The organism is Romboutsia sedimentorum (assembly GCF_030131845.1).
GTDB lineage: Bacteria > Bacillota > Clostridia > Peptostreptococcales > Peptostreptococcaceae > Romboutsia_D > Romboutsia_D sedimentorum.
In genome coordinates, this window is record NZ_JASKYM010000002.1 from 494675 (window position 1) to 508655 (window position 13981).

16 protein-coding genes are annotated in these 13981 nt (G+C 27.3%); 11 read left to right on the plus strand and 5 right to left on the minus strand.

The window, feature by feature from the left end:
* The first annotated feature begins 5 nt into the window (after positions 1-5).
* The 8 genes from QOZ84_RS07550 to rpoD all read left to right on the plus strand — a co-directional run bounded on the left by QOZ84_RS07550 (position 6) and on the right by rpoD (position 7121).
* Positions 6-707 (plus strand): hypothetical protein, encoded by a 702-nt coding sequence (locus QOZ84_RS07550; protein ID WP_284132343.1) that lies wholly within the window; start codon positions 6-8, stop codon positions 705-707.
* A gap of 17 nt (positions 708-724) precedes the next feature.
* Positions 725-1297, plus strand: coding sequence for a GTP cyclohydrolase I FolE (gene folE, locus QOZ84_RS07555; RefSeq protein WP_026900640.1), 573 nt, complete (start codon positions 725-727; stop codon positions 1295-1297).
* Positions 1298-1319: 22 nt separating this feature from the next.
* The gene (gene folP / locus QOZ84_RS07560; RefSeq protein ID WP_284132344.1) at positions 1320-2111 is read left to right on the plus strand and encodes a dihydropteroate synthase; all 792 of its coding nucleotides are present in this window, start codon (positions 1320-1322) and stop codon (positions 2109-2111) included.
* A 9-nt stretch (positions 2112-2120) separates the two neighbouring features.
* A complete protein-coding gene (folB, locus tag QOZ84_RS07565; RefSeq protein ID WP_284132345.1) occupies positions 2121-2486 on the plus strand; it encodes a dihydroneopterin aldolase in 366 nt (121 codons plus the stop codon).
* Positions 2479-2985, plus strand: a complete 507-nt coding sequence (gene folK, locus QOZ84_RS07570; RefSeq protein WP_284132346.1) for a 2-amino-4-hydroxy-6-hydroxymethyldihydropteridine diphosphokinase — start codon at positions 2479-2481, stop codon at positions 2983-2985. The genes folB and folK overlap by 8 nt, the downstream gene beginning before the upstream one ends.
* Complete coding sequence (gene aroF, locus QOZ84_RS07575; protein ID WP_284132347.1) at positions 2966-3748, plus strand: 3-deoxy-7-phosphoheptulonate synthase; 783 nt, start codon at positions 2966-2968, stop codon at positions 3746-3748. Before folK ends, aroF begins: the two co-directional genes overlap by 20 nt.
* Before the next feature lie 374 nt (positions 3749-4122).
* Positions 4123-5940 (plus strand): DNA primase, encoded by a 1818-nt coding sequence (dnaG, locus tag QOZ84_RS07580; protein WP_284132348.1) that lies wholly within the window; start codon positions 4123-4125, stop codon positions 5938-5940.
* A gap of 17 nt (positions 5941-5957) precedes the next feature.
* Positions 5958-7121 carry an RNA polymerase sigma factor RpoD gene (gene rpoD, locus QOZ84_RS07585; protein ID WP_284132349.1) on the plus strand — a complete coding sequence of 388 codons (1164 nt, stop codon included), beginning with the start codon at positions 5958-5960 and terminating at the stop codon, positions 7119-7121.
* 70 nt (positions 7122-7191) lie between these two features.
* On the opposite strand, the gene QOZ84_RS07590 is transcribed toward rpoD, so the two are convergent.
* Complete coding sequence (locus QOZ84_RS07590; RefSeq protein ID WP_284132350.1) at positions 7192-7380, minus strand: hypothetical protein; 189 nt, start codon at positions 7378-7380, stop codon at positions 7192-7194.
* A gap of 81 nt (positions 7381-7461) precedes the next feature.
* Here QOZ84_RS07590 and QOZ84_RS07595 point away from each other — a divergent pair, with 81 nt between their 5' ends.
* Both QOZ84_RS07595 and QOZ84_RS07600 read left to right on the plus strand, forming a co-directional pair.
* A complete protein-coding gene (locus QOZ84_RS07595) occupies positions 7462-8151 on the plus strand; it encodes a tRNA (adenine(22)-N(1))-methyltransferase (RefSeq protein ID WP_284132351.1) in 690 nt (229 codons plus the stop codon).
* A 27-nt stretch (positions 8152-8178) separates the two neighbouring features.
* Positions 8179-9276 (plus strand): Nif3-like dinuclear metal center hexameric protein, encoded by a 1098-nt coding sequence (locus QOZ84_RS07600; protein WP_284132352.1) that lies wholly within the window; start codon positions 8179-8181, stop codon positions 9274-9276.
* A 45-nt stretch (positions 9277-9321) separates the two neighbouring features.
* On the opposite strand, the gene QOZ84_RS07605 is transcribed toward QOZ84_RS07600, so the two are convergent.
* Positions 9322-9630: a phage holin, LLH family gene (locus tag QOZ84_RS07605; RefSeq protein WP_284132353.1), complete on the minus strand. Its 309-nt coding sequence runs from the start codon at positions 9628-9630 to the stop codon at positions 9322-9324.
* Positions 9631-9749: 119 nt separating this feature from the next.
* Here QOZ84_RS07605 and QOZ84_RS07610 point away from each other — a divergent pair, with 119 nt between their 5' ends.
* Positions 9750-10172, plus strand: coding sequence for a hypothetical protein (locus tag QOZ84_RS07610; protein ID WP_284132354.1), 423 nt, complete (start codon positions 9750-9752; stop codon positions 10170-10172).
* Between the two features lie 56 nt (positions 10173-10228).
* Here QOZ84_RS07610 and QOZ84_RS07615 read toward each other — a convergent pair whose 3' ends face one another.
* The 3 genes from QOZ84_RS07615 to QOZ84_RS07625 all read right to left on the minus strand — a co-directional run bounded on the left by QOZ84_RS07615 (position 10229) and on the right by QOZ84_RS07625 (position 13906).
* Complete coding sequence (locus QOZ84_RS07615) at positions 10229-12376, minus strand: YhgE/Pip domain-containing protein (protein WP_284132355.1); 2148 nt, start codon at positions 12374-12376, stop codon at positions 10229-10231.
* A gap of 137 nt (positions 12377-12513) precedes the next feature.
* Complete coding sequence (locus QOZ84_RS07620) at positions 12514-13083, minus strand: manganese efflux pump MntP (protein ID WP_284132356.1); 570 nt, start codon at positions 13081-13083, stop codon at positions 12514-12516.
* Positions 13084-13141: 58 nt separating this feature from the next.
* Positions 13142-13906, minus strand: a complete 765-nt coding sequence (locus QOZ84_RS07625; protein ID WP_284132357.1) for a PucR family transcriptional regulator — start codon at positions 13904-13906, stop codon at positions 13142-13144.
* Between the last annotated feature and the right edge of the window lie 75 nt (positions 13907-13981).

Genomic DNA, 13981 nt, shown 5'->3' on the forward strand with positions numbered 1-13981 from the left:
AAAAAATGATTAAGACAATTAATAGTATATACAAAAATGAAATAAGTAAAATAATAAATGATACAAAAACAGAAATAGTATTTTTAGTAGGTTCTTCAAAAGGAATCGACTTTAATGATAAAGATGTAAAAGTAAATGATATTGATGTATTTGTACTTGCTAAACAAGGGGAAAAGCAAGTGCGAGAGATAAAAGAGGTAGATGGGGTAGAGTTTGACATTAATTATTTTTCATATGATGGACTAAAAGAACTAATAGACAATAAAGAGTATTTTTTCTTGAAAGAAATGAAAGATCCAAAAATAATTTATGATAAAACAAAAGCTGGAGCTGATATAGTAAAACTATGTAATCAGAAATTTTTAGAAGGTCCTAGTGTTTTATCAAATGAACAAAAATATTTTATGAAAACTGATATTAAAGGTAAAATAGATAGACTAAATAAAAATCATAAAATAGAAAAGTTTGAATATGAGTTTTTGACGAATATATATATAAAAGATATAATAATTGGGTATTTCATTATAAATAATAAATGGATACCTAAAGACAAAAACTTATTAAAAGAATTAAAAAAAGAAAATTTAGAGCTTTTTAATTTAGTTAAGAATGTCCATAAAAATTATAAATATGAAGATTTATTAAATGTTTATAAATATATATTTAATGATATAAAATTAAATAAAATCATAAAAATAACTTACTAATCAAGGGGGCTAAACCAATGAGCAAGGTAGACAAAGACAAAATAAAAAATGCAGTAAGAGACATATTAGAAGCAATAGGAGAAGATCCAGATAGAGAAGGGTTATTAGATACTCCAGATAGAGTAGCTAGAATGTATGAAGAAATATTTGCAGGGCTACATCAAGAACCAAGTGATCACTTAAAAGTTATTTTCCAAGAGGAAAGTCATGAAGAATTAGTATTAGTTAAAGATATACCTTTTTATTCTTGTTGTGAGCATCATCTAGTTCCATTCTTTGGGAAGGCGCACATTGCGTATATACCTAAAGGTGGAAAATTAACAGGTCTTTCTAAATTAGCTAGAGTAGTAGAAACTTTTGCTAAAAGACCACAACTACAAGAAAGAATAACTAAAGGTATTGCAGATATAATAATGAAAGAATTAGAACCATACGGAGTTATAGTTGTTGTTGAAGCAGAGCATATGTGTATGACTATGAGAGGCGTTAAAAAGCCAGGGTCAAAAACTATGACATCAGCAGTTAGAGGTGTATTTGAAAAAGATATAGCAGCTAGAGCTGAAGCTATGAGTTTAATAGCAATGAAATAATAAACTAGGAGAAATTGATAATATGTTTGATTATGGAAAAAAAACTTATATAATGGGAATATTAAATGTTACTCCAGATAGTTTTTCTGATGGCGGAGATTTTAATAATATAGATGTAGCAGTTAATCATGCTAAGGAAATGGTAAAAGAAGGTGCAGACATAATAGACCTAGGTGGAGAATCGACTAGACCAGGACATAATTATGTGGATGCAAACGAAGAACTAAGAAGAGTTACGCCAGTTATAAAAAAACTTAAAGAACAAATAGATGTACCCATATCAGTAGATACATATAAAGCAGAAGTTGCAAAAGCATCTTTAGAATTAGGTGTAGATATGATAAATGATGTATGGGGACTTAGAAAAGATAGTAACATGGCAAGTGTTATAGCTACCCACGATGCATATGTTTGTATAATGCACAATCAAGAAGGTACACATTACGAAAAAGATATAATAGAAAGCATGAAAGACTTTTTAATAGAAAGTATAGAAATAGGATTAAAAGCAGGTATAAAAAAAGAAAAAATAATATTAGATCCAGGTATCGGTTTTGGAAAAACATTTGAACAAAATTTAGAAGTATTAAAAAGATTAGGAGAACTAAAAACATTAGGATACCCAATTCTTCTTGGAACATCTAGAAAATCTGTAATAGGAAATGTGTTAAATGTAGAGCCTAAAGAAAGAGTAGAAGGAACTATAGCTACCACAGTTCTTGGAATAAGGGATGGAGTGGACTTTGTTAGAGTACACGATATAAAAGAAAATATAAGAGCATCTAAGATGGCTGATGCTATATACAGAAGATAGAGGTAAATTATGGATAAAATATTAATGAGTAATCTTGGATTTTACGGATTTCATGGCCTTTTAAAAGAAGAAAGTGTTCTAGGTCAAAAATTCTTTTTAGATATAGAACTACATGTTGATACTAAAGAAGCTGGATTAACTGATGATATGACTAAATCAGTTAGTTATGCAGATGCTTATGAGGTAGTAAGGGATATCGTTCAAAATAAAAGATTTAATTTGTTAGAAGCATTAGCTGAAAATATAGCTAATGATATATTAGAAAAATTTGATTTAGTTAAAGGTATCATGGTTAGAATAAAAAAACCAGAAGCACCTGTAAATGGAATTTATGATTACTTTGGTGTAGAAATAAGGAGAGCTAAAGATGAATAGAGTTTATTTAGGTCTTGGAACGAACATGGGAGATAGATTAGAATATCTTCAAGGCGCTTGTGAAATTTTAAATAAAAATGAGTACATAAATATAACTAAAAAATCAAAAATATATGAGACTAAAGCATGGGGGTATACAGACCAAGCTGACTTTTTAAATATGTGCATAGAAATCGAAACCAAAGTAGATACATATGAGTTATTAGAAGTATGCCAAGAAGTTGAAAAAAAGTTAAATAGAGAAAGAATAATAAGATGGGGACCTAGGACTATAGATGTTGATATATTATTTTTTAATGATATAATATTAGACGATGAAAATTTATCAATACCTCACCCAAGGATAAGTGAGAGAGCTTTTGTGCTTATACCTCTTATGGACTTAAATAGTAAGTTGAAAATAAAAAATGCAACTATAGATAATTATTTAAATTCACTAACTTGTGAGGAAAGAGAACAAGTAAAGGAGTTTGTAGGCCATGAAAAAGAACCTATTTAATGAAGATTTAAAGTTTGAAATAAATATATGTGATGAAAAAAAGATAATAGTAAAAGAAGATAAACTTATAATGGCAGGACCATGTGCTATTGAAAGTTATGAACAACTTTTAGAAACAGCTAAGTTTGTAAAGAGTAAAGGCGCTAATATATTAAGAGGTGGAGCATATAAGCCTAGAACGTCTCCTAACTCTTTTCAAGGATTAAAAGAAGAGGGTCTAGAGATATTAAAGGCAGTTAAGAAAGAAACTGGTTTACCTGTAATAACAGAGCTTATGGATGCTAGAGAATTAGACAAGCTATGTGAAGTATCAGATATAATTCAAATTGGATCAAGAAATATGCAAAACTTCACTTTATTAACAGAAGTAGGTAAACAAAATAAGCCTGTTATGTTAAAAAGAGGTATATCTGCTAGCATAAGCGAGTGGATAGGAGCAGCTGAGTATATTGCTGTAGGTGGGAATCAAAAGATTATAATGTGTGAAAGAGGTATAAGAACATATAATGATTATACAAGAAACACATTAGATTTAGCTGCAGTACCTATAATTCAAAAAGAAACAGGTCTTCCAATCATTGTAGACCCATCTCATGCAACAGGAGTTAGATATTTAGTAAAGCCTATGTCTATAGCATCTCTTGCAGCTGGAGCGGACGGTATAATGGTAGAAGTTCATCCAGACCCTGTTAATGCATTGTCAGATGGAATGCAATCACTACACTTTGATGAATTTGAAGACTTAATGAATTCTATAAAATAAAGAAAAAAGAGGTTTATTACCTCTTTTTTTATGTTAAAAAAAATAAAAATAAATAAATAAGGTTAATTATAAAAAAAATAGGCAAAATTATATATGATTAAATCAATATAAAAAAACGAATTATTTTTATTTTTATCTTGTAAATAAAAGCTAAATAAAAAATTTTATATGCAAATAGGTATTAATTACTGAAAATTATGTGAATAATTAATATTAAATTATAAAAACATTTATAAAAGGAAAAAATAAAAAAATTAAAATTTAAGAAGGATATTAACAAAAAAAGTCGAATTATGTATAATGAACATTTGACAAATTTCTAATATAATGTAAAATAGAAATGTTAGAAAAAAATTACACCAGAAGGTGATAATATGAATGATATCAAAGAAATAATAGATGAACTGAAAAGTAGATGTGACATAGTTAGTACAATCTCCCAATACATAGAGGTCAAACAATCGGGGGCAAATTATAAAGGATTATGTCCTTTTCATGGCGAAAAAACACCATCATTTTACATAAATACTTCAAAACAGATATATAAATGTTTTGGATGTGGAGAAGGTGGAGACGTAATTAATTTTGTTATGAAAATGGAAAATTTAGATTTTATGGATGCGGTAAAATTATTAGCAAAACAATATGGTATAGAAATCAATACTAATATGGATGAGGAATCTAAAATTAGAATTGAGAAAATAAAAAGATTTCAAGATATACATATAGAAGCAGCTAGATTTTACTTTTCAAATCTAATAAGTGGAAAAAACTATGGTTATGAATATTTTAGAAAAAGAGGACTAGATGATAAAATCATAAAAAAATTTGGACTAGGATACTCATTAGCATCTTGGAATTCACTTATGGATTATTTAATATCAAAGGGACATACGAAAGAAGAACTTGTAGCGTGTGGCTTAATAACACATAAAGAAGAAGGAAATAAAGCCTATGATAAATTTAGAAATAGAGTAATGTTTCCTATATTTGATTATAGAGGGAATGTAATTGGATTTGGTGGAAGAGTATTAGATGATTCTCTACCAAAATATTTAAATTCTCCGGATACTTTAATTTTCAATAAAAGACAAAATTTATATGGATTAAATTTTGCAAGAAAAGAAATAAATACTAAAACTATAGTTTTAGTAGAAGGCTATATGGATTTAATATCTCTTTACCAGTATGGAATAAAAAATGTAGTAGCTACTTTAGGAACAGCATTGACAGAACAACAGGGAATGTTAATTAAACGATATGCAGACACTGCTATTATATCATATGATTCAGATGCTGCTGGAATAAAAGCAACGCTAAGAGCTATAGAAATACTTAACAAGCTAGATATTAGTGTTAAAATATTAGATTTAAGAGATAGCAAAGATCCAGACGAATTTATTAGAAAATACGGTCTAAATGAGTATAAAAAAGCTATGGATACTTCGATTCATCAAATAAAATATAAAATTGATAATCTTAAGCAAAACTTTAATATACAAAAAGATGAAGATAGAATGAAATTTGCAAAAGAAGCATCTAAAATAATTAAAGAATTAAAAAGCGCTGTAGAAATTGATTATTATACTAAATACTTGTCAAATCAAATTGATATAAGTGTTGAGTCAATAAAAAGAGAAGTATATGGAAAGCAATATGATAAATTACAAAATAAAAAATATAACAAATTCGAAAAATACTCAAATAAAAAAGAAGATAAAACAATTGAAAAGCCAAAGACTATAATTAATGGAGAAAAATTTGTTGAAAAAAATCTTATAAAAATAATTTTAGAAAATAAAAATCTTAGAGATATAGCCTTACTTAAGGTTGATGAAAATGACTTTTTATTAAAAGATAGTAAAGAAATTTTAAATTGGATAATTAAAAATCAAGAATTGGACAAAATAACTATTGACAAAACTAAAAGTTTAAACATAGGCGAAGAATACTTAAGAGATTTAGAAAGTATATCTTTAGAAAGCATGAACTTACAAAATGTCAAAAGTATAGATGAGATAGTAAAAAATGTGAAAAAAAATACACTTCATGAAAAAATGAATAGATTATTAGAAGAACAAAAAACTATTGAAAATAACAAAAATATTAGTTATGCGAAAGAGGTAGATGGTAAGATTATGGAAATTGCTTTAAAAATCGTGGAAATAAGAAGAATGTTACAAAGGTTATAGTGAAGGGAGGTCTGAGTATGGAAAATAAAACTACTAAAAAAGAATTAAAAAGAGTAACGGCAAAGAGCTTAATTGAAAAAGGTAAAAAACAAGGATCTCTTACTCTTGCAGAAATAATGGAAGCTTTTTCTGAAACGGAATTAGATAAAGATCAAATAGAGAATCTTTATGAAACACTAGGAAACTTAGGCATAGAAGTAACTGAAACTAAAACTGAAAAGGTAGAGATAGACTTTTCAGCAGATGATGATTTAGATATTGATTCTCTAGAAGAGGGTGCAGAAGAGGAAACATCTAAAGAAGATGCCCCTATGGAATTAGAAGCTATAGATTTATCATTACCAAAAGGTATAAGTATAGATGATCCAGTTAGAATGTACTTAAAAGAAATAGGTAAAATACCATTACTTAAGCCACATGAAGAAGTAGAGTTAGCTAGAAGAATGAACGAAGGCGACGAAATGGCTAAGCAAAGACTTGTAGAAGCTAACTTAAGATTAGTTGTAAGTATAGCAAAGAGATATGTGGGAAGAGGTATGCTTTTCTTAGATTTAATACAAGAAGGAAACTTAGGTCTGATAAAAGCTGTTGAAAAGTTTGATTATGAAAAAGGATTTAAATTCAGTACTTATGCTACATGGTGGATTAGACAAGCTATAACTCGTGCAATAGCGGATCAAGCAAGAACAATAAGAATACCAGTTCATATGGTTGAAACTATAAACAAATTAATAAGAGTATCAAGACAATTACTTCAAGAGTTAGGTAGAGATCCAAAACCTGAAGAAATAGCTAAAGAGATGGAAATGACTGAAGACAAAGTAAGAGAAATTATGAAAATTGCTCAAGATCCAGTATCCTTAGAAACTCCAATAGGAGAAGAAGAAGATAGTCATTTAGGTGATTTTATTCCAGATGACGATGCTCCAGCTCCAGCAGAAGCAGCAGCATATTCATTATTAAAAGAGCAGATAGAAGATGTACTTGGTTCTTTAAATGAAAGAGAACAAAAGGTACTTAAACTAAGATTTGGTCTTGAAGATGGAAGAGCTAGAACTCTTGAAGAAGTAGGTAAAGAGTTTGATGTAACTAGAGAAAGAATAAGACAAATAGAAGCTAAGGCTTTAAGAAAATTAAGACATCCAAGTAGATCTAAAAAGCTTAGAGATTATTTAGATTAGGATTTATATATATTCAAAAATTCGCCTTGATAAAGGCGAATTTTTAATATGTGGAGTTGAAATTAATATATTAATGCCAATAATTAATTCTTTTTCCATAATCAATTTCTTTTTGTAACTCTGATTTTGATTTAGAGACATTTTTATCTTCAGCTTCTTGAATTATTTTTTGGTCAGTTTGATTAGACCAAAGAACAGTATTTCCACCCCAGTTATAGGTAGGATCATATTCAGATTTACGTTTTTTTATTTTACTCAATATAAACACCTCCTAATAATAGTATTAGGATTTTATATAATATTATTATAAATAATTCGAATTTAAGAAAGGATGAGACATTTGAAATTAACAGATAGATTATTAAAAATAGCATCACTAGTTACTAAAGACAAGAGAGTTGCAGACATAGGAACAGACCATGGATATATACCTGTATATTTATTAAATAAAGGTTTTATAGATTTTGCAATACTTGCAGATGTAAACAAAGGTCCACTTGAAAATGCGAGAGGTGAAGTTAGAAATAATAACTTATTGCAAAAAGTAGATTTAAGATTAGGTTCAGGAATTGAAGTATTAGAAAAAAATGAGGTTGATGAAGTTATAATTGCAGGAATGGGTGGAATTTTAATAAGTGAATTATTAGAAGCGAAGACTGAGGTTGCTCATAGTGTAGAAAAATTAATACTTCAACCTATGCAGGCACAACGTGAACTTAGAAAGTATCTTTTAAACAATGGATATGAAATAATGGATGAAGTGTTAGTTAAAGAAGATTTTAGAATATATGAGATAATAATAGCTAAATATACTGGAGAAAATACTTTAGTTGAAAGTGAAGTATTTTATGAAGTTGGAAAAAAACTAATAGAAAATAAAGATGTATTATTAAATGAATTTATAGATAAAAAAATATTTATGTATAGCTCAATATTGAGTAAAATTGAAGGTAAAAGTGGAGAAGGAATAGCTAAAAAGATAGAAGATAGCAAGTTTGCAATAAATGAGCTTGAAAAATTAAAATTATAATATAATAAATATTAAGGGGACAATAATATGAATTTAAAAAGTATTATAAGAAAGATAGAAAGTAAATATCCACTAAGCTTAGCTTATGAATGGGATAATGTTGGACTTTTAGTAGGAGATATTAATTTAGATATAAAAAAAATATTAGTTGTTTTGGAGGCTAATGAAAAAGTCATAAATGAAGCTATAGAAAATAAAGTAGATTTAATTATAACTCATCATCCATTTATATTTAGAAAAATGAATAAAATAAATACAAATGATCTAAAAGGAAAGTTAATACATAAACTTATAAAAAATGATATATCTCTTTACTCTATGCATACTAATTTTGATATAGCATTTGGTGGTCTAAATGACTATTTTATGGAGTTGATGGAATTTGAAGATTCTAAAGTATTAGATATAACAAGTAATGAGGTTTTATATAAGTTAGCAGTATATGTGCCTACATCACATATAGAATCTGTAAAAAATGCCTTATTAAAGAGTGGAGCAGGACATATAGGTAATTATAGTCATTGTAGCTTCAGTAGCCAAGGTATAGGTAGCTTTAAGCCGTTAGATGATACTAATCCATTTATAGGTAAGATTGGAGAAGTAGAGTCTGTTGAGGAAAGTAAAATAGAGACAATAGTAAATCAAAAAAAATTAGGCTCAGTTATTAGCTCTATGTTAAGTGCCCATCCTTATGAAGAAGTTGCATATGATTTATATAAACTTGAAAATAAAGGAAGCTCAGTTGGGCTAGGAAGAGTAAGTAACCTGAAAGAGGAAGTAGTTTTAAAAGAATTATGTAACAATATAAAAGAGAAACTAAATATGAAACATATTAAAGTGGTAGGGGATATAGACACTAAAATAAATAAAGTAGCTGTAGTGACTGGGTCTGGAGCCGATATGATAAAAAAAGCACAAAGAAAAGGTGCAGATGTGTTGGTAACAGGAGATGTAAAATACCACGATGCACAAGATGCGCTAGATATGGGAATGTGTGTAATTGATTGCGGGCATTTTGATACTGAAGATATATTTAAAGATGTAATTAAGAGATTCTTAGATGAAATAGAAGGTTTAGAAGTTATTAAAAGTGATGTATATTTAAATCCTTTTAACATAATATAAAAAAAAGCTTATGAAAATAATTATTTTCATAGGCTTTTTTAGTATCTAATTACTTGATAAAAGTTTTTTTATATCATATATAGCAGCTTCTATTAATATAGCAGCTTGTTCTTGTGATAGCTTATTGTTACTAAGTTGTACTAATTTTTTTAGAGCTAAATCTTTTTTATCAACGCCTGTTAATTGAGGATTTCCTTGTTCAATTGCCATAACAACTTGTTTAGCCATTTTGTAATAGCTACTTAGGTTTTCGCTACCTATTTTGTGCTTTAAAAAACTAATTAAGTAACCTCCACCAATTGCAATAACTACAGTGATTAAGCTTAAAAGTAAGTTAAATAATGTTGTATCCATGAAGACTACCTCCTTTCTATTTAAATGACAAAAAATGTAATTGCAAAATAGTATAATTTTTATTGAAATAATACAAATACTATAACTGTAGTATATGAAAGTTGAGGAGGAAAAGTGATATGATGAAAAATTTAGTTAAGAAAAAAGTTCAAAAAGAAGTGAAACATAATGGAAAAAAAGCCTTGATATACGGTGGTGCAGTATTAACAGGAGCGGGAGCATATTTTTCTTATAAAGCAATTAAGAATCATAAATTAAACAAAGAATTAGAAGAAGATAGTTATTTCCAAGATAGTGAGTACGAAATATACAATTATGATAACAATGAAAATAGTGAATTAGAAGAAAAAGTAAATGAATTTAATTCAAGAAGAATGAATTATGATAATTGCACTCATGTATCTAAAGAGGATTTAGAGAGCTATGTAAATGAGTCACAAGAGGACAAGAAGGAAGACATGGACATAGACCAAAATGCTTATAAAGAAGAACCTTATGAGAAGTACGAATACTATGAAGATGATTTATCAAAGGAAAAATAATAAAAAATAGACTATATAAAATTAACTTTATATAGTCTATTTTGGTTTGTTAAATTTTAATGACCAGTTAAGTCACTTTCGTTAAATTTAGCTTTAAATGAGGCTCCAGCTTTATTTATTGGCCCTTTAAGCAGTAAAGTAAATGCAATAGGTATAATCATAATAATAACTAGTACAGAGAGATCTCTAACTAAATTAGGTTGATATATACCACCTACAGTTTCACGAAGTGCAGATATTGCGTAAGTGAAAGGTAGTAATGGATTTACATTTTGGAAAAATTGTGGAGTAACTTCTATAGGGAATGTTCCTCCAGATGCTGCAACTTGTATTACCAAGAACACAACACTAATTGCTTTACCAATGTTACCAAAAATTGATACTAAAGAGTAAACTATTGAAGTAAAGACTATACTTGTAAATAATGATAATAAAACAAATAGTACAGGGTCAGTAACTTCTACACCTAGTAATAATATGTCACCAACACTAACTATAAGTGCTTGAACTATGGCAATACTTGCGAAAGTAAGCCCTCTACCAAAGTATATCTCAAACGGTTTATAATCTCCATGAGCTTCAGTAGAAAGTAATGACATAAGTAACAACACACCAACCCATAAAGAAAGAACAGTATAAAATGGTGTCATAGCAGAACCGTAATTTGCTATTGGATATAATTTGTTAGTAACTAAATCAACAGGTTGCTTTAAGAAATCAGAATGTTTAATTACATCATTTTTAAGTAAAGATACTAAATCATCCATATTATCACCGTTGTTAATTTTTTTCATAGCATCAACTAATTCATTAACAGTAGATTCAGCTAATGGTAATTTTTGTTTTATGAATTTTATATTATCTTGTGCGCTCTTAGAGAATTTTAAAGTCGTGTCTAAAATATCTTCAACAGCAGGTAATTTCTTTTGAGCTTGATTTAATACACCTATAACTTCATCTGCAACTTTATAGCTTTCATTAAATATGTTATTTATAGGATTAGCTATTTTAGAATCAAAATTATTTAATATTGAAGATGATGTATTAGCTACATCGTTAGTAACTTGTAATATTTTGTTTAAACCGTCTATCGAAGGATTTTGTCCATTGGCAACTTGGTTTTTAATGTTATCTAAAGAAGCCATTGCAGTATCAAGTTTACCAACTATAGATTCTAATTGAGCTATAGGTCCTTGAAGTGGATGGTTAGGTGAAAATTGATCTAATTTCTTTAAAAATTCTAGTACAGTTTTGCTAGTATTTGATAAAGTAGATAATTTACTAGATAAGCTATCAACTAATGCAGGTATATTTTCAGCACCTTTGTTTATAGCATCTATTAAATCTGAAACACTTGAAGATGCACTAGATGCAATATTTGATATAATTTGTAAATCACTTTTTATAATTGGAGAAACTTTATCAAGACTTCCCTTACTATCTTGTAGGAATGATTTAACATCATTTGCTAAGTTTTTAGAACTAGTTATAGTATCTTGAATTAAAGGAACATCTTTTTGTAAATCTTTTACAATATTATTAACTTTATATGTAGCATCAGATGCTAAATTTACAGTTTTATTTATATCTTTAAATTTACTTTGTACCTGAACTAATTCGTTTTCTAAACTTATTAATTTAGGTAATTGATTTTCTATTTCTATTCCTACCTCATTAAATACTTCAAAGACTACCTCACTTGCAGTTTTAACTACTGTTTGATTAACTTCACTTTGCACAGTAGAGGCACCTTTATCTGTGATTTTAGGAGCGATGGCATTTATTTTTTCATTTACAGTATAAATTATTTCTCCTTTTTTAACATTATTTGATGTTAAAGAAGTTAAATTTTTAGAAAAATTCTTTGGAATTTCTATTGCTGCATAATATGTACCTTTGTTAACACCTTTTAACGCTTCTTTTTCGTCAACGAACTTCCAACCTAAATTTTTATTATCTTTAAGTTTTTCTACTACTTCGTCTCCTATATTTACTTTCTCATCTTGAATAGTAGCACCGTCATCTTTGTTTACTACTGCAACAGATATATTTTTGGTACTACCATATGGATCCCATGATGCTTTAATATTAAACCATGCATATAATGATGGTAAAAACGCAAGGCCGACTATTATTACTAATAAGACTTTATTAGTAAAGATATCAGCTAAATCTCTTTTGTATATTTTGAATATATTTTTCAAGTCTATCCACCTCCGTGATTGAACAAAAGAAACAAAAAGTTAGATTTTGAACTAAAGTATATTATATTTGTTTTTAATAAAATAGTAAAGTTAAAAAATTGTAACTTTATTTTATCGTTTAAAATAGGAATAGTTTTTTAAAACAGGTTAGAAATTATTCCCGTATGTTCATTAAATATGTTTAAACCTATTAAAATTAAGATAACTCCACCTATCATTTGAGCATAATTTTTAAACACATTTCCAATTTTTTTTCCAATTAGGACGCCAATAAAGCACATTAAAAATGTAATAGACCCAATAGCTAAACATATAGGAACTATGTCTATATTTAAAAATGCAAAGCTAACTCCAATAGCTAAAGCATCGATACTAGTTGCGATAGATAAGACAATAAGTTCTTTATTATCTAAAGTAGAAGAATTACTATCATCGTCATCTTTAGCATCAAATATCATTTTAATACCAATAAAGCTCAATAGTAAAAGAGCTATCCAATGATCAAAGGATTTGATGTAAGATTCAAATTTAATACCAAGTAGCCAACCAATTAAAGGCATGATTCCTTGAAACAATCCAAAGAAAAAAGCTATTTTAGCAGATATAGAATAATTTATTTTTTTTAGTGTGATTCCTTTTGTAACAGATACTGCAAAAGCATCCATTGAAAGAGCAAATGAAGTAAGTAAAATACTTATGATTCCCATTAAAATTCCTCCTGAGTTTTTTAATTGTTGATTTTATTACAATGATATTAATTGTGATTTATAATTTTGATGCAAGATAAGATTTAATACTTAAATAAAAAATAAAAGAATGTTTGAAATTCTTTAAATCAAGTTCTAAAATTTCTTTTATTTTATCTAGTCGATATATAAGTGTATTTCGATGTAGAAATAAATGAGAAGACGTTTTAGAAATATTAAGGTCATTTTCTATAAAGCTAATTCCTGTATGTAATAAAGTTTCATCCATATTTTTTATTTTTGAAAAATCTATTAAATCAATAAATGATTTTTCTTTTCCAATTAGTTCAATAGCTTTATAAACCGATAAATCATGTAATGTTATAAAATTGTTTAAATTAGTTTCTGTTTTTAAACTAGATAAAAGTTCATCTAAAATAGATAATCTAAAGTTAAAAGTGTCGATGTCGTTTATTTTACCTAAATAAGCAACATAAGTAGTAGTATATGTTTCAGATTCTATGATTTGTGGTGTAGATAAATTTATATCTAAGCTATTATTAGAATTTAATATTAAATAATTATTATATTCAAAAATATTAACATCTTCATATAAATTATGCAAAATTTTTCTTAAATTTTCAAATTCTATATTTTGCTGATACATTATATAGTAATATCCTTTAACATTATTAAATGAAAGTTTATCATCTATTTCTATTATGTATGTTTTATAATCAAAAGTTACTAAGTTTTGATTATTTTTTAAATCTTGATTTTTATATTCTAAAATTTTAATTTTTTTATTAGTTTGTATTTCAAAAAAATTTATTAAATCTTGCATAAAACCACCCCTAAAGTATTATGTAATAAAAAAAGTAAGATGATTAAATCATCCTACTTTAATATATCATTAACT

What these genes read in the sequence shown, in the direction of transcription:
- QOZ84_RS07550 (WP_284132343.1), top strand. Translation starts at nt 6, where the DNA reads ATGATTAAGACAATTAATAGTATATACAAAAATGAAATAAGTAAAATA.
- folE (WP_026900640.1), top strand. Translation starts at nt 725, where the DNA reads ATGAGCAAGGTAGACAAAGACAAAATAAAAAATGCAGTAAGAGACATA.
- folP (WP_284132344.1), top strand. Translation starts at nt 1,320, where the DNA reads ATGTTTGATTATGGAAAAAAAACTTATATAATGGGAATATTAAATGTT.
- folB (WP_284132345.1), top strand. Translation starts at nt 2,121, where the DNA reads ATGGATAAAATATTAATGAGTAATCTTGGATTTTACGGATTTCATGGC.
- folK (WP_284132346.1), top strand. Translation starts at nt 2,479, where the DNA reads ATGAATAGAGTTTATTTAGGTCTTGGAACGAACATGGGAGATAGATTA.
- aroF (WP_284132347.1), top strand. Translation starts at nt 2,966, where the DNA reads ATGAAAAAGAACCTATTTAATGAAGATTTAAAGTTTGAAATAAATATA.
- dnaG (WP_284132348.1), top strand. Translation starts at nt 4,123, where the DNA reads ATGAATGATATCAAAGAAATAATAGATGAACTGAAAAGTAGATGTGAC.
- rpoD (WP_284132349.1), top strand. Translation starts at nt 5,958, where the DNA reads ATGGAAAATAAAACTACTAAAAAAGAATTAAAAAGAGTAACGGCAAAG.
- QOZ84_RS07600 (WP_284132352.1), top strand. Translation starts at nt 8,179, where the DNA reads ATGAATTTAAAAAGTATTATAAGAAAGATAGAAAGTAAATATCCACTA.
- QOZ84_RS07605 (WP_284132353.1), bottom strand. Translation starts at nt 9,630, where the DNA reads ATGGATACAACATTATTTAACTTACTTTTAAGCTTAATCACTGTAGTT.
- QOZ84_RS07610 (WP_284132354.1), top strand. Translation starts at nt 9,750, where the DNA reads ATGATGAAAAATTTAGTTAAGAAAAAAGTTCAAAAAGAAGTGAAACAT.
- QOZ84_RS07620 (WP_284132356.1), bottom strand. Translation starts at nt 13,083, where the DNA reads ATGGGAATCATAAGTATTTTACTTACTTCATTTGCTCTTTCAATGGAT.
- QOZ84_RS07625 (WP_284132357.1), bottom strand. Translation starts at nt 13,906, where the DNA reads ATGCAAGATTTAATAAATTTTTTTGAAATACAAACTAATAAAAAAATT.